We start from the raw sequence: 20,653 nt of genomic DNA, 5'->3' as shown, positions 1-20,653 counted from the left end.
CGGACCCAGAGCAGCGAAGGAACCCCTCATGAGCCCCAGCAAGCCCCTCACCGGCGACTCCTCGATCAAGACCTGGCTCGAGGACCCCGTCGGCGGGCCCATCATCCGCGACCTCCTCGCGCAGGCCGGGCAGGATCCCGACGTCCTCCGCCCGGTCCACCGCCTCGCACTCAAGCGCCTCATCAAGCTCAGCAAGGGCTCCTTCTCGCAGGAGATGGTCGACCAGCTCGTCGCACGGGCCGCGGCGGGCGACGTCCCGGCCGGCGCCCCCGCGGCATCCGCCCCCGAGCCCGACACCGACGCCGCCGAGGCCCCTGCAGACGCCACCGACGCCGTCGAGCGCCCGGAGTGGGTCGAGCGCATCGACCGGGGCCGCTTCACGGGCAAGACCGTCATCGTCACGGGCGCCGGCTCGGGCATCGGCCGGGCGACCGCGTCGCGCATCGTGCGCGAGGGCGGCAGGGTCGTCGCCGTCGACGTCTCGCAGGAGCGCCTCGACGACCTCGCCGAGGAGCTCCGTGCGGCCGAGCACGACGGCGCCGGCGTCGTGACGCTCGTCGCCGACATCACCGACGACGCGAAGATCGCCGACATCCTCGCCGCCGGCGGCGACCGCATCGACGGCCTCGCCAACATCGCCGGGATCATGGACGACATGACCCCGATCGGCGAGCTCACCGATGCCGTGTGGGAGCGCGTCATGCGCGTGAACGTCGACGGCACCATGAAGCTCATGCGCGCGGTCGTGCCCGGCATGCTCGCGCAGGGCCACGGCTCGATCGTCAACACCGCGTCCGAGGCCGCGCTCCGCGGCTCCGCCGCCGGCGTCGCCTACACCACCTCGAAGCACGCCGTGGTCGGCCTCACCAAGTCGACCGCGTTCATGTACGGCCCCAGCGGACTCCGCGTGAACGCCGTCGCGCCCGGCCCGACGATCACGAACATCGAGGCGTCCTTCGCGTCGCCGCTCGGCGCGCAGCGCGTGCGCCAGGCCATGGCGCTGATTCCGGATGCCGCCGAGGCCGAGGCCCTCGCCGCGTCGATCACCTTCCTGCTCTCCGACGACGGCGTGAACGTCAACGGCGTCGTGCTGGCGTCGGACGGCGGCTGGTCGGCCGCCTGACCCGTGCGGACCCCGAGCCGCGGTGACACGATGGGGCCATGAGCGCGAAGCGGATCCTCTTCATCGGCGGCAGCGGCGTCATCAGTTCGGCCTGCGTGAGACGCGCGGTCGAGGTCGGCCACGACGTGACCGTGCTGAACCGAGGCGGCTCCACGAGCCTGCGGCCGCTCCCGGCCGACGTGCGGCAGGTCGTCGGAGACATCCGTCGCCCCGACACCGTGCGCGCGGCGCTCGGCCGAGGCACCGCCGACCCGCTCGAGTTCGACGTCGTCTGCGAGTTCCTCGCGTTCACGCCCGACCACGTGCAGGCCGACCTCGACCTCTTCGAGGGGCGGATCGGGCAGTACGTCTTCATCAGCTCGGCGTCGGCCTACCAGACGCCGCCGAGCCGCCTGCCCGTCACCGAGTCCACGCCGCTCGTGAATCCCGAATGGCAGTACTCGCGCGACAAGATCGCGTGCGAGCAGGTCCTCGTCGACGCCGTGCGCGAACGCGGCGTCCCCGCGACGATCGTGCGCCCCTCGCACACGTACGACGCGACGCTGATCCCCACGCTCGGACACTGGACCGACCTCGCGCGCATGCGCGCGGGGCGCCCCGTGATCGTCCACGGCGACGGCACGAGCCTCTGGACGATCACCCACCACGACGACTTCGCGGTCGCGTTCGCAGGCCTCCTCGGCAACCCCTTGGCCGTCGGCGACGCGTTCCACATCACGGGCGACCACGCGCCGACGTGGAACCAGATCTACCGCTGGCTCGCCGAAGCGGCCGGCGCGCCCGGCGCCGAGCTCGTGCACGTGGCATCCGACACCATCGCCGCCATGCACCCCGACTGGGGCCCCGGCCTCCTCGGGGACAAGGCGCACTCGATGGTCTTCGACAACGCCAAGGTGAAGGCGCTCGTGCCCGAGTTCCGCACCACGATCACGTTCGACGAGGGCGCGCGCCGCATCGTCGAGTTCTACGACGCGCACCCCGAACTCCAGGTCGTCGACCGGGTGACGGATGCCGCGTTCGAACGCATCCTCGCACTCCCCCGCCGCTGACGTGCGAGGTTCCTGCGACCCCGTTCCGCAGCACCGGCTCCCGGGGCTAGCCTGAGGGCACGCGGCCACCCGACCGGCGGGAGGGCCAGCCGAAGGGGGATGCCATGACCAGCTTCGTCGATCCGCTCGAGGGCCCGTTCAGCCGGGGCCAGGAGGCCGAGATCGAGTACGAGGAGGAGCTCGAGGCGGAGGGCGTCGGCGACGACGACGTCGAATTCGTCATGGAGGAGGTCGCCGACCCCGAGGAGGACGAGGAGGACTTCGGCGGGCGCTGAGCGCCTGCCGACGTGCGTCGTCGACGGCTACGCGATGCCGCCGCCGTCGACGACCAGCGCGGACCCGGTGACGTAGCTCGACTCGTCGCTCGCGAGCCACACCACGGCCGCGGCGATCTCGCGCGGCTCGCCCATGCGGCGCAGCGGCCGGTCCGCCGCCTCGGCGAGGAAGGCATCGGCGTCCTGGCCGAGCTGGCTGGCCTCGTCGCGGAGCATCCCGGTGTTCACGTCGCCCGGGTTGACCGAGTTCACGCGGATGCCCTGCGGACCGTGGTCGATCGCGAGCGCGCGGGTCATGTTCACGACCGCCCCCTTCGAGGCGCAGTACGAGATCGCCTGCCCGCCGCCCTTCAGCCCCCAGCCCGATCCCGTGTTCACGATCGAACCGCCGCCGGCCGCGGCCATGACCGGCACGACGTGCTTGGCCATGAGGAAGATCGAGCGGACGTTCACGCCGAAGACACGATCCCACTCCTCCACCGAGGTCTCGACCGCGGTGGTCCGCCGGATGATGCCCGCGTTGTTGAAGACGACGTTCACGCCGCCGAACGCCGCCACGGTCGTCTCGACGACCCGCTCGATGTCGGCCTCGCTCGCGACGTCGGCCTGGACGGCGATCGCCGTGAACCCGGCGTCGCGGATCTCCGCGGCGACCGCCTCGGCCGCCTCGCCGTTCAGGTCGACGACCGCGACCGCGGCGCCCTCGGCCGCGAGGGCCTTGGCGGTCGCGCGGCCGATGCCGCCGGCTCCTCCGGTGACGATGGCCTGCTTGTGCTCAAGTCGCATGGACTGCTCCTTCGTTCTCTGGTGCGTGGACCGGGTAGATGCTCGTGGTCGATGGACCGGTGACGACGCTCGCGAACCCGGCGAGGCGCGCATCGACCGTCGCATCTCCGGTGTCGACGAGGAGCGGACGCCCCCCGAGGTCGATGAGCTTCTGCTCGGGGGCGACGACCATCATGGGGTCGTCGCCGATCGCCTCGACGACGCGCGCCGAGAGCTGTTGGTTGCCTCGGCCGAGGAGGAACCCCTGCCCGCCGATGATGGAGACCACGGCTTGCGCGGGCCCCTTCGCCACCTCGTCGAGCAGTTCGTGCTCCGAGGCGCCCGCGACGACCACGTCGCCGTCGAGCACGACGTCGACGCCCAACGGCGTCTTCTCGACGCCGAGTTCGCGCGCGACCTCCGCCATGGTGCCGCCGGGCCCGAGCAGGTAGCGGATGCCGGGCCGCAGGCGCGACGCCGCACCCTTCGCCGCGATGCGCACCGCCGCCTGCTCGTCGGCGGGCGTCGCCGACTTGCGCGCCTGCGTGCGCCCCGCTCGATAGGGCACCCGGAGCGTGCCGTGCAGCCGCGGTTCGACCCGGGCGCGGCGCAGCTGCTCCTCGTCGACGTCGAGCACCTCCCGTTCGGCCGTCGGCAGCCCCCGCTCGTCGAGCCAGGCCGCGGCGAGCGCGCCGGCGGCACCCGGACCGACCGCGAAGACCGGCGAGTACATCTTGACGCCGGCGGGGATGCCGAGCGCCACGGCCGCCTCCGGGAGTCCGGCCGCGACGTCCCGGGCCGTGCCGTCGCCGCCGGCGAACAGCACGAGCTCGACGCCGACGTCCGCGAGCGCCCGCGCCGCGTCCGTGGTGTCGGACGACGAGCTCGGGTCGCGCGGATGCCACACGACGATGGGTCGGAGCCCGGCCGATCGCACCGCGTCCTCCCCCATCGGACCCGCCGCGGTCACCACGTGCTCGTCGGGCCTGCCGGCGGCGACGACGGCGAGGGCCGTCGCGGCGCGCTCGGCCGCGCGCGAGCGCGCACCGCGCTCCGCGGCCCGACGCTGCACGTCCGCGCCGTCGCTGCCGGCGAGCCCGGCCGGGCCGCCGATCCCCGCGACGGGATTCACGATGAAGCCGATCACGTCAGGCCCCGACGGCGTCCGGGTACTTGCGACGGTACGCGCGCCACGTGATCGCCCACCGCTCGGGGTCGTCGAGGTCGTCGTGGTGCGTGTGGTGCACGGTCTGGTTGTGGGGCGCGGTGCGCACGATCTCGGGCGTCTCCCGCGCCTCGCGGGCGATCTCCGCCAGGACGTCGGCGTACTCGTCGAGTTCCGCCTTCGAGTACGACTCGGTCGGCTCGAGCGTGAACGGCTGCGGCACGACGTACGGGTGGTGGCTCGTCCAGTAGTGCATGCCGAAGTCGCTCGCGCGGACCCCGATCTCCTCCGAGCTGATGCCCGTCTCCTCGGTGAGCCCCTCCCACGAGTAGCGCACCTGCTCGATCCGGCGTCGCCCGGTGGCGTAGGGCGCACTGGCGCCCGGGATCTCGAGGATCCGCTTCATCAGGTAGTTGTTGTTCAGGACGGCCGTCTCGGCGACGGCCCGCAGGCCCTCGGCGCCGAGCGCCATGATCCACGCGTAGGCCCGCACGATGTTCGGCACGACGCCGTGGAACGGGCCGATCGCGCCGATCGACTGCGGGCCGGCCTCCCGGACCGCGTACCGGTCCCCCTCCCGCACGACGCGCGGGCCGGGGAGGAACGGCGCGAGGGCGGCGCTCACGGCGTTGGCACCCGTCCCGGGCCCACCCGAGCCGTGCGGGGTGCCGAACGTCTTGTGCACGTTGAAGTGGCAGACGTCGAAGCCCGCATCGCGCGCCCGGGTGATGCCGAGGATGCCGTTCGCGTTGGCCTGGTCGTACGAGGCCAGCGCGCCGACGCCGTGCGCGGCATCCACCCACTCGCGGATCGCGGGGTTGTAGATCCCGGTGTCCTCGGGGTTCGTGACCATGATCGCGGCCGTGCCCGGCGAGAGCACGCGCTTCAGTGCGGCGAGGTCCGGGTAGCCGTCGGCGTCGGGGTGGAGCGTGATCACGTCGTAGCCGGCGGCCTTCGCGGCGGCGGCGTTCGACGGGTGGCTGAAGATCGTCGTGACGACCTCGCGGCGCTGCTCCCCTTCGCCGTTGGCCTCGTGGTAGGCGCGGATCATCGCGATGTTCGCCCAGATCGCGGCCGAGCCGCCCTGGGTGTGCAGGGACACCTCGTCCATGCCCGAGATCTCGGCCATCATCCGCTCGGTGCGCCAGATGATCTCGAGCACGCCCTGCGCGTCGACGGGGTCCTGCAGCGGGTGCATCGCGGCGAGCTTCGGCGTCGTGATGATGCGCTCGTTGACCTTCGGGGCGTACTTCATGGTGCAGGTGCCCTGGCCGACGTCGACGTTGAGGTCGGCGCCGAGGTTCTCCTGCGAGAGGCGCAGGTAGTGCTTCAGCACGCGCATCTGCCCCATCTCGGGCAGCGCGGGCGGCGTGCGCCGCGCGAGCCCCTCGGGCAGGTCGGTCACGACGTCGCCGACGGCCTCGCGAACGCCGGGCTCGATCGGCGTGACGAGCACGCCGCGTTCGCCGGGCGTCGACAGTTCGAAGATCACCGGCTCGTCCCAGCGGGCCTGGTGGAAGCGGCGGATGGCGGGCTTGGGGGAGATGGGCAGACTCATGCGCGGTGCTCCTCGGGAGTGGCGACGGTGTCGAGGGTGGCGGCGGACTCGGCGGCGGATGCCGCGACGAGTCCGGTGACGGCGGCGGCGAGTCGGTCGATGTCGCGCTGCGTGGTCAGCTCGGTGACGCAGACGACGAGTTCGTGGTCGCCCGCGGGCGCCCCGGGCTCGATGCCCTCGGCGCGGAGCGCGCGGACGACTTCGCCAGCGGTGAGTCCGGCGCCGGAGACGTCGATCGCGAACTCGCGCAGGTGCACCGCGCCGTCGGTGAGGCGGATGCCGGGGATGGCGGCGAGCGAGCGCTGCGCGTACGCGGTCCGGGCGAGGAGCACCTCGCCGAGGTCGCGCATCCCCTGCGGGCCCATGAGCGCGAGGTGCACGCCGGCGGCGATGCCCCAGAGCGCGGCGGCGGTTCCGACCCATTCCTTGCCCTCCTCTCGGTGGGCGAAGGAGGTGCGGTCGTACGCGACGTCGCCGAAGCCGACCTCGCCGGGGACGTCGGTCGTGGCCAGGCCGAAGAGCCGCGAGGGCATCTCCATGACGAACCGCGGGTCATCGTGCACGGCGATGAATCCGGCGTGCGCGCCCCCGTACCACTGGTGCAGGCCGAGCGACTGGATGTCCCCGCAGACGATGTCGGCGCCCTGCTCGGCGGGCGGCGTGAGCACGCCGTACCCGACCGGGTCGGTGCCGACGACGAGGACGGCGCCCACCGCGTGGGCGGCGTCCGCGAGCGCCTGCAGGCGGTGCTCGACGGCGCCGGTCCGGCTCGGCGTCTCGACCCAGACGGCGGCGACGTCCTCGCCGAGCCGCCGCGCGACGTCCGCGACGTCGGCGGTGCCGTCGACGGGGACGACCGGCTCGAGGTCGAGGTGGACCCGGACGTAGTCGCGGACCTTGGAGAGCTTCGCGGGCAGCACGTCGCTCACGACGAGCACGCGCCGGCGCCCGGTCATCCGCCCGGCCATCGCGAGCGCGGTGCCCGTCGCCTGGAAGCCATCGTAGGTGGGGACGTTGACGACGTCCATCGAGAGCAGCTCGCCCATGAGCGACTGGTACTGGAAGAGCGCCTGGAAGCGGCCGTGGTCCTCGTACGGCTCGCCCGCGTAGGCGGTGAGGAACTCGCTGCGCCCGATGACCTCGTCGACGACGGCCGGGACGGCGTGCTGGTAGGTGCCCTGTCCGAGGAAGCTCAGGCGCTCGGTCGTCGGCGCGTTCCGCGCGAGGAGGCCGGAGACGTGCCGCTCGAGGTCCTGCTCGGCGACGAGCGCCTCGGGCAGGTCGAGGGCGCGGCCGAGGCGAAGGTCCTCGGGCACGTCGGCGTAGAACTCGTCGACGGATGCCGCGCCGACGGCGGCGAGCATCTCGGCGCGCACCTCGGGTGCGGTGTTGGGAATGTACGGATGCACGTAGGGGTCGGTCATGGGTGGTGCCTCACTCGGTGGTCTCGGACAGGGTGATGAACGGGGGCTCGGCCGCCCTCGGCGTCGCGAGCACGGCGGCGCCGAGGGCGGGGACGACGAGGCGCGGACCCGTGCGCGCTCCGGGGTCGCCGAGCAGGTCCTCGGCGCCCTTCGGCACGTCGACGACCGCGTCGTCTGCGCCGTGGTTCAGCACGAACGTGTAGTCGACGTCGGCGCTCGAGCGGGTGACGGCCTCGACGTCGTGGGCGATGCGCTCGCGGGCCGGGAGCCCGGCGTCGGCGAGCGCGAGGCGCATGACGGCGAGGATGCCGTCCTCGGCGAGCGCGGTGCCGACGTACCAGGCGCTGCCGTCGCCGTGCCCGCGTCGCGTGACGGCGGCACGGCCGGCGAGCGCGCCCGAGGCGAAGCGCGCGACGACGGATGCCTCGGCGCCCGGCTCGATCCACTCCGTCCACACGGGTGCGTCGTAGGCCCGCCCGTCGAGCTCGACCCGCTCGTGCACCCCGTCGGGCACGGGCCACGGCTCGTCGACCTCGATGTCGAGGAGGTCTCGCAGGGGGCCGGGTGCGCCGCCGGGGTGGACCTTCTCGGTCGCGTCGACCACGCCGGAGAACGGGCCGACGACCACGGTGCCGCCGTCGGCGGCGAACCCGGCGAGCGCGGCCGCCTGCGCGGCATCCGCGACGTAGAGGTTCGGGACGACGACGAGGTCGTACGCGTCGAACGGGCCCGTGGCGCGCACCGTGTCCACCGCGTGGCCGAGCGCGTGCAGCGCCGCGTGCCAGGCCCGCGCCTGGGCGAGCCAGCCGAGTCGCTGCGAGGGCATCGACTCGGTCGCGCTCGAGCCCCACCAGGCGTCCCAGTCGACGACGAGCGCGACGCGGCTCCGCACGCGGGTGTCCTTCACCGGGGCGAGCCGCCGGAGCTCGCGGCCGAGGGCGGCCGTCTCGCGGAACGTGCGGGAGCGCTCGCCCCGGTGGCCGAGCATCGCGGAGTGGAACTTCTCCTGGCCGTAGCGCGCCTGACGCCACTGGAAGAACATGGCGCCGTCCGAGCCGTGCGCGATCGCCTGCAGGCTGTCGATCCGCATGCGGCCGGGGGCCTTGGGCACGTTGACGTCGCGCCAGCTCACGGCGCTCGCGGCCTGCTCGAGCAGCAGCCACGGCTGCCCGCCCTTCAGCGAGCGCATGAGCCCGTAGTTCAGGGCCGCCGGGACGTGGGCGCGCGGATCGGCCGGGTCGGGGTAGGCGTCGTCGGTCACGAGGTCCTCGACCTCGGCGAAGCGCCAGTAGTCGAGTTCGCGGAACAGGCTCATGAAGTTGGTGGTCACGGGCAGGTCTGGGGTGACCTCCCGGAGCACGTCGACCTCGATGCGGAACAGCTCGAGCAGGGCGTCCGAGGAGAAGCGCTCGAAGTCGAGCAACTGGGTGGGGTTGACGGGGCCGGTGGCGCGGCGGGGCGGCTCGACCTGGTCCCACGCCGTGTAGCGCTGGCCCCAGACGTTCACGCCCCAGGCCTCGTTGAGGCCGTCGAGGTCGGCGTAGCGCTCCTCGAGCCAGCGGCGGAAGTGCGCGGCCGACTCGGGGCACCAGCATCGGGCGACGTGGTCGCCGTACTCGTTGGAGACGTGCCAGAGCACGACCGCGGGGTGCTCGCCGTAGCGCTCGGCCATGGCGCGCGCCATGCGGGCGACGTGCGAACGCCACACGGGCGAGCTCGGGCAGTACGCCTGGCGCGATCCGAACTCCAGGCGGCGACCGTCGGCGTCCCACGGGAGCATCTCGGGGTGCCGTCGCACGAGCCAGGCCGGCGGCGTCGCGGTGGCCGTCGCGAGATCGATGCGGATGCCTCCGGCCCACAGGACCTCGATGACCCGGTCGAGCCACGTCCAGTCGTACACGCCGGGCGCGACCTCGAGCTGCGGCCACGAGAACACGGGGAGGCTGACGAGGTTGACCCCGGCCTCGCGCATGAGGCGCACGTCGTCGCGCCAGACCGACTCGGGCCACTGATCGGGGTTGTAGTCGCCGCCGTAGGCGAGCGCGTCGAGGCGGAGGTGCCTCCGGGTCGCGTCCGTCACGTGGTGTCCTCTCCGTCGGGCTCTGTACAGGTCTGCTTGCGCACTGTATTCTGTATACAGACACGCTAAGCCGCAAGTCGAACAGGGTCAAGCCCTAGGCTTACGGCGTCGGCCCACCGGCTGGAGGATGGATGGCGATCGAGCGCAAGAACCTGCGTTCCCAGGTCCGCGAGGAACTGCTCGCCCGGATGCGCGCCGGGCTCGTGAGCCCGGGCGAGGGCATCAACGAGGTCCAGCTCGCCGCAGAGCTCGGCGTCAGCCGCACTCCGCTCCGCGAGGCGTTGATCGCCCTCGAGAGCGAAGGGCAGATCACGAGCGAGAACGGCAAGGGCTTCAGCTTCGTGCCCCTCTCCGCGACCGAGTTCGAGGAACTCGCGCCCGTCATGGCCGCCCTCGAATCGCTCGCGCTCGAACTCAGCCCGCGCGACGAGCTCCGCGAGATCGGTCGCCGGCTCTCGCAGATCTCGGCCGAGTTCCACCAGGAGGTCGTCGAGCACGCGCTCGTCGTCACGAAGGACGACGAGTGGCACGCGATCATGCTCTCCGCCTGCCCCAACCGCCGGCTCCTCGATGTCATCGAGAGCACGCGGGGCGCCTTCCACCGCTACGAGTCGCTGCTCGTCCCGAACGACGTCATGATCGAGCGCGTCGCGGCCGAGCACGCCGAGATCGCCCGGCACCTCGCCGACGGCGACGTCGCCGCGGCATCCGTCGCCCTGAAGGCGAACTGGATGAACGGCATGCGCCGGATCCTCGACAACGCGTCGAGCCCCTACTTCAGCGCCTGAGCCGGCCGGAACCGAACGGACCGTCATGTGCGGCCTCCGCCCTCAGTCGCGGTCGCCCCGCGACAGCCCGACCGCGAGGTCGACGAACAGCGCCGCCGACCAGCCGAACGCGGTCGTCGCGGTCGGGGCGCGCTCGCCGGTGATGGGGTCGAAGTACTCGTGGGGGCCGCCGCCGTGCTGCACGAGCCGCACGGTCGCCTCGGCGAGGTCGCGGGCGCGAGTGGGGCGTCCGGATGCCGCGAGGCCCTCGGCGACGAGCGCGTTCGTGTTGACCCAGACGGGCCCGCGCCACATCCGGGCGGGCGAGAAGGCGGGATCGCCGACGGCGACCGTCGGGATCCCCCACGGGGCCGCGAACCGGTCGGGTTCGTCGAGCGCCCCGACGAGCCGGTCCCGGATCCGGTCGGGCAGCCCGCCGGTCAGCAGCGGCATGAGCCCGACGATCGTGTCGCTCGCGACGGGCTCGCCGGCCGCCCGCGCGCGGAAGAGTCCGCGGTCCTCGTCCCAGAGGTCGAGCAGCAGCTCGAGCGTGCGCGCGGCGCGGTCGCGATGCCTCGCGGCCGCGGCACCGTCGCCCTCGAGGCGCTCGACCAGGTCGGCGAGCTCGAGGTCCTGCCGCACGAGGTAGGCCGCGAGATCCGGCGACGTCGTCGGCAGCGGCCCGTCGAAGACGGGGCTGTCGTCGAGTCCCGACGAGTAGGGGTGACCGTACTCGGGCAGCCCGTCGCCGTCGAGGTCGGAGTGGGCGAACCACCAGTCCTGCGAGCGTCGGACGACCTCGAGGTGCGCCCGCGCCCAGTCCTCGGCGGGCTCGGCCGGCTCGGCGTCGAGCACCTTGCGCAGGGCCCACGCCGTGAGCGGCGGCTTGGTGAGCGGCACGGGCGCGGCCGGGTCGGCGACCGCGGAGCCGGCGCGACGCAGCGTCTCGCGATCCGACGCGGGCAGGTCGTCGCTCGAGGCGAGCACTCCGAGCTCGTGCACGACGTCGGGCAGCTGCCCGACGGCGGTCGGGAACCGCAGCGCGAGGTCGAGCTGCTCCCGCGCGAGCGCGGGATCGCCGTGCCGCAGCCCGACGGCGATGAAGTACGCGTCCCACTGCCAGAGCCCGACGTACCCGATCTTCGAGGGCACGACGGCGCGCGCCTCGCCGAGCTGCGGCAGTTCGACGATGTTCGCGCCGAGCACCCACCAGCAGAACGCCGTCATCGCCTGCAGGTCGTCGCGCACCACCGGGCAGCGGACGAACCAGTCGAACCACGTCGCCTCGGTCGCGCCGCGGAGGGACGCGTACTCCGTCGAACGCGCGAACTCGACAGTGCGGTCGGCGCCCACGTCGAAGACGACGGATGCCGCGTGCCGCCCGCCGACCCGGAGCGACTGCAGCCCCTCTCCCGTGTCCCATTCCACGCTCGCCTCGACGCCGGTCGCGACGCCCACGGCGAGCGCGCCGGTGCCGGCGAACGTGATGCCCGCGGCCCCGTCGCCGAGCACGATCTCGTGCGGCCGCACCCGGGTCACCGGCAGGACCTCGCCCTCGGACCCCCGCACGCGCAGCGCATCGAGCACGATGCACTCCTCGAGGCTGCGCTCGTATTCGGAGGTGTGCACTCGGAGGGTGCCGTCCGCCCCGTCCGCGGAGCGGAACGCCATCAGGCGCGAGCGCGGCAGGGTGAACGGCGCGCGGACCAGGTCGAGGTGCTCGCCGGCGAGGTCGGCGAGCACCGCGGCATCCGCCCCGCTCATCGCCCGCCCAGGCCGGACGCGGCCATGCTGTTGAGGATGCGGCGCTGCCCGATCACGAAGGCGACGAGCATCGGGATCGTCGCGAGCGCCGAGGCCGCCATCACGAGCCCGTAGTCGACCGAGCCGAACTGGCCGCGGAAGCTCGCGAGCAGCAGCGGCACCGTGAACAGGTCGGGCGAGTTCAGCAGCACGAGCGGGAAGAGGAAGCTGTTCCAGACGTCGAGCGCCACGATGATGCTGAGGGCCCCGAGCCCGGGCTTGAGGTTGGGCAGGATGATGCTCCAGAACGTCCGCCACCGGCCCGCGCCGTCGACGAGCGCCGCCTCCTCGAGTTCCTTCGGCAGCGACAGCACGAACTGGCGCATGAGGAACACCGCGAAGGGGTTCACGAGCATGGCGGGCACGATGAGCGAGAGGTGCGAGTCGACCCAGCCGAACTCCGCCATGAGCAGGTAGAAGGGGATCAGGGTGACCTGCTTCGGGATCATCTGCGTCGCGAGGAACACGATGAACAGCACCCGGCTGCCTCGGAAGCGGATGCGCGCGAACGCGTACCCCGCCATCGCCGCCGTGATCAGGGTTCCGACGACGGCCAGCACGCAGATGTAGATGCTGTTCAGGTAGGCCTGCCCGAAGGGCACGGCGTTCCACGCGTCGACGTACTTGTCGATCGTCCACGGGTCGGGCCAGAGGCTCAGCGGGTCCTGCAGCAGCTGGGGCAGGGTCTTGAACGAGGTCAGCAGCATCCACAGGAACGGGAACACCATCGCCAGGCCGGCGACGATGAGTGCGGCGTGGATGGCGACCCGGCCGGCGGCGCGCCGGCCGCGCCCGCTCTCGGGACGGCGGCGAGGCCGCTCGAGGTCGGGGCGGCCGACGAGGGTCGACTCGATGTCTGAAGCGGTCATGCGTCGGCGTCCTCGTAGTGCACGAACTTCTTCTGCGCGCCGAACTGGATCGCGGTGATGACGAGCGTCAGCAGCAGCAGGATCACGGAGGCGGCGCTGGAGGGTCCGAACTCGAACCGCCCGAAGCCCAGGTCGTAGATGTGGTAGACGATCGTCCGCGTCGCGTTGTCCGGGCCGGCGTTCGCGGTGAGCACGAACACGGTGTCGAACGTCTGGAGCGACGAGATGAACGCGACGATCGAGGAGAAGAACACGATCGGCGAGAGCAGCGGCAGTCGGATGCTGCGGAAGAGCCGCCACGCGCCGGCGCCGTCGATGCGCGCGGCCTCGATGACCGACGGCGAGATGTTCTGCAGGCCCGCCAGGAAGATGATGACGTTCAGGCCGAGCGACGACCAGATCGAGACGATGCACACCGCGATGAGCGCGAGGCGGGGGTCGCCGAGCCAGTCCGGAGGGGCGATGCCCAGGACGTTCGCGATCGCGCCGCTCAGCACGCCGTCGGCGCGGAACAGCTGCTGCCAGATCATGGCGACGGCGACGGTGCTCGTCACCACCGGCGCGAAGAACAGGATCAGGTAGAGCGTGCGGGTGCGCAGCTTCTCGAGTGCGACGGCGACGACGACCGCGAGACCGAGCCCGACCGGCACCGTGATGAGCGCGATGAGCAGGGTGTTCACGATCGAGCGCAGCAGCAGCTCGTCCTGCAGCTGCGCGGTGAAGTTGGCGAAGCCGACCCACTCGAGCTCGGTGAGGCCGTCCCACGACGCGAAGGCGAGCACCAGGCTCGCCACGAACGGCAGCAGCACGAACACCGCCATGCCGATGAGCTGGGGGCCCACGAAGACGTAGCCCCAGCGGCGGTCGCGGCGACGCCAGGCGGCCTCGCGGCGAGGTGCCCGCCGCCCGGGACGGACGGGTGCCACGGGTGCGTGCGCCGTGTCCGGCGCGGGACCCGCTGCGGGGTGCGCGGGCGGCGCGACCGGGGTGCCGGTCGCGCCGCCCGAGGTGATCACCATGGGTGAGCTCACTCCGCCGTCTTCTCCGCGACGAGGTCGGCGACCGCGTCGAGGGTGGACTGCGCGTCGGACTTGCCCTCGTAGAGCTTCAGGAACAGGTCGCTGATGTCCGTGGAGAGTCCGGGCACGCGCGCCTCCGGCGCGTAGTCCTCGAAGCCGATGTCGCGCATGTCGAGGAAGGTCTGCGCGTGGGCGGGGTAGCCGTCCTCGAGCACGACCTCGTCGGCGCCCGCGATGGACGGCACGGCGTTGCCGCCACCCGAGAGGCGGAAGACCTGGCCCTCGGCCGAGAGGAACTCGGTCCAGAACGTGAAGGCGGCATCCGGGGCATCCGTCTTGCCGTTGATGGCGAGGTACGAGGTGGCGACCCCGGTCGGCGCGGGCTGCCCGTCGGGCGTCGGCCAGCGGACGATGTCGTAGCTGTCCTGCTCCCCGGCGCTCGAGACGGTGCCGATCGTGTACCGGCCCTGCGCGAAGAAGCCCGCCTGGTGCGTGACGAAGACGCTGTCGGCGCCGGCGCCCTCGGGCATCGTGTCGGCGACGACGAAGGTGCCGTCCTGGAAGTACCCGCCGAAGGTCTCGACGGCGTCAACCGTGGCGGCGTCGTCGTTGCCGACGAAGGCCCCGGACTCGTCGTAGGCCGTCCCGCCCTGCGCGGAGATCCAGCTGTAGTGCGTCGCCCAGTAGTTCCAGAACATCGAGCCGATGAGACCCGCCTCCGCGAGCGCATCGTTCATCTCGAGGTACTTCTCGGTGGTCCACTCGCCGTTCTCGGCGAGCGTGGCCGGGTCCTCGGTGATGCCCGCGGCCTCGAGGGCCTGCGTGTCGTACCAGAGGACGTCGGGGTTGGAGTCGTTCGGAGCGGCGTAGATCTCGCCGTCGGTCTCGGCGGCGCCGAAGAGCCCGGGGAAGAAGTCGTCGGGGTCGGTCAGGCTCGCGTCGGACTCCATGAGGTCCGTGAGCGGAAGCAGCACGCCGGCGTCGACGAACTGGCCGATCTTGTCGTCCCCGATGTAGAAGACGTCGGGCGCGGTGCCGCTCGTGAGCTGCGCGAGGAGCTTCGAGTGGTAGTCGCCGTAGCTGGCGACCGGCTGCAGCTCGACCGTGATCTCCGGGTGCCGCTGCATGAACTCCTCGTTGAACTCCTCGAAGCGCGTCAGTTCCTCAGGCGTGCCCCAGGTCGACCACACGACGGTGTCCTCGTCGGAGCCTCCCCCGCCACCGCTGCAGGCCGCGAGGCCCACCGTCATCGCGCCGACCGCTCCGACCGCGAGCAGACGTCTCGTCATTGAGTTCGCACGGCGCATGGCGCCCCACCTCTTCCGTCATCGTTGATCGCCGGGAGCATCCCAGCACTCAGTATTTTGTATACAGAACTCAGCCGAGGTCAAGTCTCGAATCGGCAACGGCCGTCGCCCGGCGCCCTCAGCCGCCCTTCGGCGCCCGTCGACGCATCCGCTCGAAGCTCTCTCCGACCGCGGTCGCGACGAGCACCAGCGCGGCGAGCACGCCAGTCGCGAGCGGGTCGATCCAGGGGGTCGCGACCACGACGACGACGATGCCGCCGATGCCTGCGAGCTGCGCCCGCATCCATCGCCGCTCGAGGACGCGCCGGAAGAGCACCGTGCCGACGAGGAACAGCAGCGGCCCGCCGAGCACGGTCACGACGGCCGCAACGCTCTGCTCGTGCGGATGGCCCAGCACCTCCTTGTCGCCCACGCCGAGGAGGACGATCCCGCCGACGATGAGCAGGTGCACCCACGAGTACGCCGTGCGCGCCACGCGCCCCGGCGCATCCGCGGCCTCGATCGCCTCCGACCCGATCCGCTCGCCGTGGTCGAAGTAGATCCACCAGCACGCGGCCGCCGCGACGAAGGCCGTCACCAGGGCGATGATGCGCTCACCCGACGAATCCTCGGCGACGAACGCGAACCCGGTGACGAGCAGGCCCTCGCCGAGTGCGATCAGCACGAACAGTGCGGTCCGCTCGGCGATGTGCGCCCCCGAGACATCCCATCGCCCGATCTCCATGCGACCGCGCCCCGGCACCGGGTACCCGAGCATGCTGCCGACCAGCTCGAGCCCGAGCGCCGCCGCCCAGAACGGCAGTTGGGCCGACAGCGGGAGGAGTGCGCCGGCGATCCACAGGGCGGACCCGGCGAGCGCCCACGCGAGCACGTTGCCGAACTCGCGCGAGACCTGGGCGTCGTGGCGCGCCGTCGCCCAGACCATGAACCCGGCCCGCCCGAGCTTCAGCGCGATGTACGCGAGCGCGAACGTCCAGGCGCGGTCGCCGAACGCCTCGACGATGGACGCGCTCATGACGAACGCGATGAACGCCAGGACGATCACCGCGATGCGAACCGGTATGCGAACCGGGTCGAGCCAGTTCGTCACCCACGTCGTCGACACCCACGCCCACCAGAGGGCGCAGACCATGATGACGCCCTCGAGCGCACCGAGCAGCGTCTGGTTCTCGTACAGGTACGCTCCGAGCTGGGTGAGCCCGAACACGAACACGAGGTCGAAGAAGAGCTCGACGTAGGTGACCCGATCGGCGCGCTCCGAGTCGGCGGGGCGCAGCACGTCGGTGCGGAGTCCGATGGCCATGCGGTCATCCTGCACCCTCACGGGCATCGGCGGGCGGATGCCCCGGAGTCGCCGGTCGCGTGCGCCGGAGTTCCGGGTTAGCCTGACGTGACCTGCGACGCGGCGGGGCGACCCGACCGCACGCGTGACGTTCCCTTCGACGTGGATGAGGTACTTGCATGGCGGCATCGGCTCGGTCCTACGGCGTTGCGGCGGCGCTCCTGCTCGCACTCGGCCTGACGGCCTGCACGTCGGGCGACGACACGCCCGCGCCGACCGGCCCGGTGGTCCAGCTCGGCGCGCCGGGCGAGGAGAACCGCACGATGTCGCCCGAGGAAGCCGCCGGGATCGAGCAGCCGGAGCACACCGACGCCGACATCGCCTTCATGCAGATGATGATCGTGCACCACGATCAGGCCATCACGATGACCGAGTGGGTCGACGAGCGCACCACCGATCGCGACCTGCGGCTGATGGCCGAGCGGATGCGGATCAGCCAGGAGGACGAGACCGAGTTCATGGCGAGCTGGCTGCGCGACCGCGGCACGCCGCTGCAGGGCGACCACCTGGGCCACGCGGCCGGGATGATGCCCGGCATGCTCACGGAGGATCAGCTCGCGGAGCTCGAGGCCGCCACGGGCGAGGACTTCGAGCGCCTGTTCCTGGAGTACATGATCCAGCACCACAGCGGCGCGCTGCAGATGGTCGCCGACCTCCGCGCGGCCGGCGGGGGGATGGAGATCTCGGTGGGCCGGTTCGCCAACGACGTCGAGGGCGACCAGGGCATCGAGATCGCCCGGATGCAGCAGATGCTCGCCGCCCTCGGCTCCTAGCGCACCGCGGACGGAGCGGATGTCGCGGGCGCCCGCGACGCACGACGATGCCCGGCGGTCCCTCGAGACCGCCGGGCATTGTCATGCGGTGGAGGGGGGACCGACCGGTCCCCCCTCCACGTGGATCAACCGAGGGTCTCCTTCAGGTCGATGATCGCCTGCACGACCGCCGAGTCGGACGAGGCGCCCGACTTCTTGATCGCGTTGTCGAGCTGCGCGATCACGGCCCGGCTGCTCGAACCGTCGGCCTCGAGCGCTGCGGCCTCGGCCAGGTGCTTGCGCACCTGGGCGAGCTGCTTGGCGCTGAGGTCGCCCGATCGCTCCGCCTGGTCGACGTACGACCCGGCGACCGCGAAGCTCGGCGCGTGGACGAGCATCCCCTGCGTCTGCGCGTTGAACACGTCGAGCTCGATCTCGCCCGCTGCGGCGATCTCGTTCGCCGACATCCAGTCGCTCTCACCGAGCGCCAGGCTGTCGAACCCGCGCGCGATCTCGCTGCCGAGCACGTTGCCGTTGTACCAGTAGGTCGACCAGTAGCCGCCGAGCACGAGCCCGGCCGGGTTGATCGGGCCGCGGTCGAGGTACGCGATCTCGACCGGGTTCGCCGTGTCGGTGAAGTCGAAGATCGACACGCCGCCCTGGTACCAGGCCTGCACCATGATGTCGCGGCCCGGCACCGGGATGATCGAGCCGTTGTGGGCGACGCAGTTCTCGGCGGTCGTCTGGGCGGCGGGCAGCTTGTAGTAGCTCGCGAACTCCAGCTCGCCGCCGACGATGTCGAACAGCGCGTTGGCGCCCCACGACGGCTCGTGCTCGGCGAGGCATCGGGCTCCGGTGCCGCCGCCCCACTCGTCGGTGAAGATCACCTTCGAGCCGTCGTTGCTGAACGTCGCCGAGTGCCAGTACGAGAAGTTCGGGTCCGCGACCGCGTCGATGCGCACCGGGTTCACCGGGTCGCTGATGTCGACGAGGAGGCCGTTGCCCTGGCACGCTCCTGCCAGCAGCCCGATCTCGGGGAACGCCGTCACGTCGTGGCACGTGTTGGTGTTCGGCGTGGGGCCGTAGAAGCTGCCGCTCGGGTGCAGCTCCGTGCCCGGCAGGGTGTTCTGCAGCCCGTTGTACGCGCCCGTCTCGACATCGGTGAAGATGCGCGGCTGGCTGACGATCGCCGCCGTCTCGGGTGCCGCGAGCGGCACCTGGATGACGTCGATGCGCCACTGCGTGGGGTTGCCCTCGGTGACCGGTTCGGTGGTCAGCGCCGCGTTCTCGCAGCCCTCGAGTTCGAGGGGCGAACGAACGTTGGAGGTGCCCGAGTTGTAGATGTACACGTTGTCCGCGTCATCCGGGTCGGTCACGATCGTGTGCGTGTGCGACCCGCGACACGTCTGCACGCCCGGCAGCTGCACCGGGTTCGAGAGGTCGCTGATGTCGAAGATGCGGACGCCGCGGAAGCGTTCGGGGTCCACGGAGCCGGAGGTGCCCTGCGTTCCGCAGTCGACGCGGCCGTTGGTCGCCTCGACCGACATGAACAGCAGGTCGCCGTGGATCGACACGTCGCCCTGGCCGCCGGGACACACGAACGCCGTCTCGAGCACCGGGGCTGCGGGGTCGGAGATGTCGAAGACCTGGAAGCCCGAGAAGCTGCCGACGACGGCCTTGTCGCCGGTGAACGCCAGGTCGGAGTTGATGACGAAGCCGGCCGGGATGGGCAGGCTCTCCAGGAGCTCGACGCCGCTCGCGGCGATCTCGGCATCGTACAGACCTCCGCCGAGGCCCACGCGGGGGTCGTCCTCGGCGGCGGCGGCGGTGGCCGTGACGAGCGACGCTCCGAGCAGCACTGCTCCGGATGCCGCGAGCGCTCGTCTGCGCCACGGGACGGGTCTGGGTGAGGATCTCATCGGTGGTGCCCTCTCTCTCGCTTCATGAAACGTGGTTCACGCACGATCGACGCCCTCCGACGGGCGGGCCGCACGACGTCGTACGGCCCGCCGGCCCCGGAGGGGCCGATCTCTGCCTCTCACGCTACCGATGCGAACGCATTTACAACAGGATGCGTTTTCCCCAGGCGGGGTCGCTCCACCTGTGACGGCCGTCAGGGGCGCGGCGTAGGCTCGCGGCATCCTGAAATCGAAGGGCGACCCGACATGTGCGGACGATTCGTGGTCTCGCAGCAGGCCGACGACCTCACCGCGGTCTTCGACGCCGAGAACGACTTCGCCGACTGGCGACCGTCGTACAGCCTCGCGCCGACCGACACGGTGCCGATCGTGCGCGAGCGCGCCCGCTCCGACACGGGCGAGTTCGTCCGCCGTCTCGAGCCCGCGCGGTGGGACTTCCACCCCGCGTTCATGAAGGAGTCGAAGCGGCCGCAGTTCAACAGCCGCATCGAGACCGTCGCGACGAACGGGCTCTGGAAGGGCGCATTCGCCTCGGGGCGCTGCATCGTGCCGATGCGCGGCTACTTCGAGTGGACGGGCGAGCCGGGGAGGAAGCGCGCGCACTACCTGCACGGCCCCGATGAGCTGCTCGCCGCGGCGGGCATCTCGACCGCGCGCAAGCTCGACGACGGCACGTGGGAGGTGTCGGCATCGATCATCACGCGCGAGGCGCGCGACGCCTCCGGCGAGGTGCACGACCGGATGCCGGTGTACCTCCCGCTCGATGCGATCGACCGCTACCTCGACCCCGAGAAGCTCTCCCCCGCCGGCGCGTCGGCGATGGTCGACTTCCTCATCGCGCAGTCCGATCGCGTCGCGCCGACGATCTCCGAGTACGAGGTCGATCCGCGCGTGAACAACCATCGCCGCATCGATCCGCACGACGAGACGCTCATCGCGCCGCTCGGCGATGAGCCGACCCTCGTGTGAGTTCCGCAGCCCGCTCCCGTATGAGAGAGGACCGAACATGAACGACTGGACCGAGGACCAACTCGACCGCGTGGGCGCGGCCGACCAGCTCGAGGTCGCGTCGGTGCGCGACGACGGGTCACTGCGCCCGTTCACGACCGTGTGGGTCGCCCGTGTCGGCGACGAGCTGTTCATCCGCTCCGCCTACGGACCCGAGAACGGATGGTACAAGCGCGCCAAGGAGGCCGGGGTCGGTCGCATCAAGTCGGCCGGGGTCATCCGCGACGTCGCGTTCGTCCCGGTACCGGCCGACGACACCGCCCTGCATGCGGCGCTCGATGCCGAGTACTCCCGGAAGTACGGCCCGCACCACGCGGCGCACGTCACGGCGACCGTGCTCGGCGACGACGTCCGCGGCGTGACCCTGCGCCTCGACGCCCAGGACTGAAGCGCGGGGGGCAGGCGAGCACCGTCCGTCTCGCGCCCCC

The 20,653-nt window shown here is 71.8% G+C and carries 18 protein-coding genes; 7 read left to right on the top strand and 11 right to left on the bottom strand.

Annotated elements, in window-relative coordinates:
• Positions 1-28: 28 nt before the first annotated feature.
• From ACFVHK_RS02320 to ACFVHK_RS02310, 3 genes are all read left to right on the top strand, one after another.
• The gene (locus tag ACFVHK_RS02320) at positions 29-1,123 is read left to right on the top strand and encodes an SDR family NAD(P)-dependent oxidoreductase (protein ID WP_376927398.1); all 1,095 of its coding nucleotides are present in this window, start codon (positions 29-31) and stop codon (positions 1,121-1,123) included.
• A gap of 38 nt (positions 1,124-1,161) precedes the next feature.
• Complete coding sequence (locus ACFVHK_RS02315; RefSeq protein ID WP_376927397.1) at positions 1,162-2,172, top strand: NAD-dependent epimerase/dehydratase family protein; 1,011 nt, start codon at positions 1,162-1,164, stop codon at positions 2,170-2,172.
• Between the two features lie 104 nt (positions 2,173-2,276).
• A complete protein-coding gene (locus ACFVHK_RS02310; RefSeq protein ID WP_376927396.1) occupies positions 2,277-2,447 on the top strand; it encodes a hypothetical protein in 171 nt (56 codons plus the stop codon).
• A gap of 27 nt (positions 2,448-2,474) precedes the next feature.
• Here ACFVHK_RS02310 and ACFVHK_RS02305 read toward each other — a convergent pair whose 3' ends face one another.
• The 5 genes from ACFVHK_RS02305 to ACFVHK_RS02285 are packed head-to-tail and all read right to left on the bottom strand — an operon-like array spanning position 2,475 to position 9,439.
• A complete protein-coding gene (locus tag ACFVHK_RS02305; protein WP_129234389.1) occupies positions 2,475-3,233 on the bottom strand; it encodes an SDR family NAD(P)-dependent oxidoreductase in 759 nt (252 codons plus the stop codon).
• Positions 3,223-4,359 (bottom strand): ATP-NAD kinase family protein, encoded by a 1,137-nt coding sequence (locus ACFVHK_RS02300; RefSeq protein WP_376927395.1) that lies wholly within the window; start codon positions 4,357-4,359, stop codon positions 3,223-3,225. Before ACFVHK_RS02300 ends, ACFVHK_RS02305 begins: the two co-directional genes overlap by 11 nt.
• A gap of 1 nt (position 4,360) precedes the next feature.
• The gene (gene gcvPB, locus ACFVHK_RS02295; protein WP_376927394.1) at positions 4,361-5,935 is read right to left on the bottom strand and encodes an aminomethyl-transferring glycine dehydrogenase subunit GcvPB; all 1,575 of its coding nucleotides are present in this window, start codon (positions 5,933-5,935) and stop codon (positions 4,361-4,363) included.
• Positions 5,932-7,359 carry an aminomethyl-transferring glycine dehydrogenase subunit GcvPA gene (gcvPA, locus tag ACFVHK_RS02290; protein WP_376927393.1) on the bottom strand — a complete coding sequence of 476 codons (1,428 nt, stop codon included), beginning with the start codon at positions 7,357-7,359 and terminating at the stop codon, positions 5,932-5,934. Before gcvPA ends, gcvPB begins: the two co-directional genes overlap by 4 nt.
• A gap of 10 nt (positions 7,360-7,369) precedes the next feature.
• Positions 7,370-9,439, bottom strand: a complete 2,070-nt coding sequence (locus tag ACFVHK_RS02285; protein WP_376927392.1) for a beta-galactosidase — start codon at positions 9,437-9,439, stop codon at positions 7,370-7,372.
• 131 nt (positions 9,440-9,570) lie between these two features.
• Between ACFVHK_RS02285 and ACFVHK_RS02280 the strand changes: the two genes are divergently transcribed.
• Positions 9,571-10,227 carry a GntR family transcriptional regulator gene (locus tag ACFVHK_RS02280; RefSeq protein ID WP_376927391.1) on the top strand — a complete coding sequence of 219 codons (657 nt, stop codon included), beginning with the start codon at positions 9,571-9,573 and terminating at the stop codon, positions 10,225-10,227.
• Positions 10,228-10,269: 42 nt separating this feature from the next.
• Here ACFVHK_RS02280 and ACFVHK_RS02275 read toward each other — a convergent pair whose 3' ends face one another.
• From ACFVHK_RS02275 to ACFVHK_RS02255, 5 genes are all read right to left on the bottom strand, one after another.
• The gene (locus ACFVHK_RS02275; RefSeq protein WP_376927390.1) at positions 10,270-11,970 is read right to left on the bottom strand and encodes an amylo-alpha-1,6-glucosidase; all 1,701 of its coding nucleotides are present in this window, start codon (positions 11,968-11,970) and stop codon (positions 10,270-10,272) included.
• Positions 11,967-12,878, bottom strand: a complete 912-nt coding sequence (locus tag ACFVHK_RS02270) for a carbohydrate ABC transporter permease (protein WP_376927389.1) — start codon at positions 12,876-12,878, stop codon at positions 11,967-11,969. Before ACFVHK_RS02270 ends, ACFVHK_RS02275 begins: the two co-directional genes overlap by 4 nt.
• On the bottom strand, positions 12,875-13,909 hold the full coding sequence (locus tag ACFVHK_RS02265) for a carbohydrate ABC transporter permease (RefSeq protein WP_376927388.1): 1,035 nt from the start codon (positions 13,907-13,909) through the stop codon (positions 12,875-12,877). Before ACFVHK_RS02265 ends, ACFVHK_RS02270 begins: the two co-directional genes overlap by 4 nt.
• Positions 13,906-15,186 (bottom strand): ABC transporter substrate-binding protein, encoded by a 1,281-nt coding sequence (locus tag ACFVHK_RS02260; protein ID WP_376927387.1) that lies wholly within the window; start codon positions 15,184-15,186, stop codon positions 13,906-13,908. Before ACFVHK_RS02260 ends, ACFVHK_RS02265 begins: the two co-directional genes overlap by 4 nt.
• Positions 15,187-15,322: 136 nt before the next feature.
• Positions 15,323-16,507, bottom strand: coding sequence for a low temperature requirement protein A (locus ACFVHK_RS02255; RefSeq protein ID WP_376927386.1), 1,185 nt, complete (start codon positions 16,505-16,507; stop codon positions 15,323-15,325).
• Between the two features lie 158 nt (positions 16,508-16,665).
• Here ACFVHK_RS02255 and ACFVHK_RS02250 point away from each other — a divergent pair, with 158 nt between their 5' ends.
• Complete coding sequence (locus ACFVHK_RS02250) at positions 16,666-17,319, top strand: DUF305 domain-containing protein (protein WP_376927385.1); 654 nt, start codon at positions 16,666-16,668, stop codon at positions 17,317-17,319.
• A gap of 125 nt (positions 17,320-17,444) precedes the next feature.
• Here the strand turns inward: ACFVHK_RS02250 and ACFVHK_RS02245 are convergent, their stop codons facing one another.
• Entirely contained in the window at positions 17,445-19,217 is a 1,773-nt protein-coding gene (locus tag ACFVHK_RS02245; RefSeq protein ID WP_376927384.1) for an LVIVD repeat-containing protein, read from the bottom strand.
• 246 nt (positions 19,218-19,463) lie between these two features.
• Here ACFVHK_RS02245 and ACFVHK_RS02240 point away from each other — a divergent pair, with 246 nt between their 5' ends.
• Entirely contained in the window at positions 19,464-20,186 is a 723-nt protein-coding gene (locus tag ACFVHK_RS02240) for an SOS response-associated peptidase (RefSeq protein WP_376927383.1), read from the top strand.
• 37 nt (positions 20,187-20,223) lie between these two features.
• A complete protein-coding gene (locus ACFVHK_RS02235) occupies positions 20,224-20,613 on the top strand; it encodes a DUF2255 family protein (RefSeq protein WP_376927382.1) in 390 nt (129 codons plus the stop codon).
• The last annotated feature ends 40 nt before the right edge of the window (positions 20,614-20,653 follow it).

Source organism: Agromyces binzhouensis (assembly GCF_042672355.1).
Taxonomy (GTDB): Bacteria; Actinomycetota; Actinomycetes; order Actinomycetales; family Microbacteriaceae; genus Agromyces; species Agromyces binzhouensis.
This window is presented reverse-complemented; position numbering and strand designations above follow the sequence as displayed.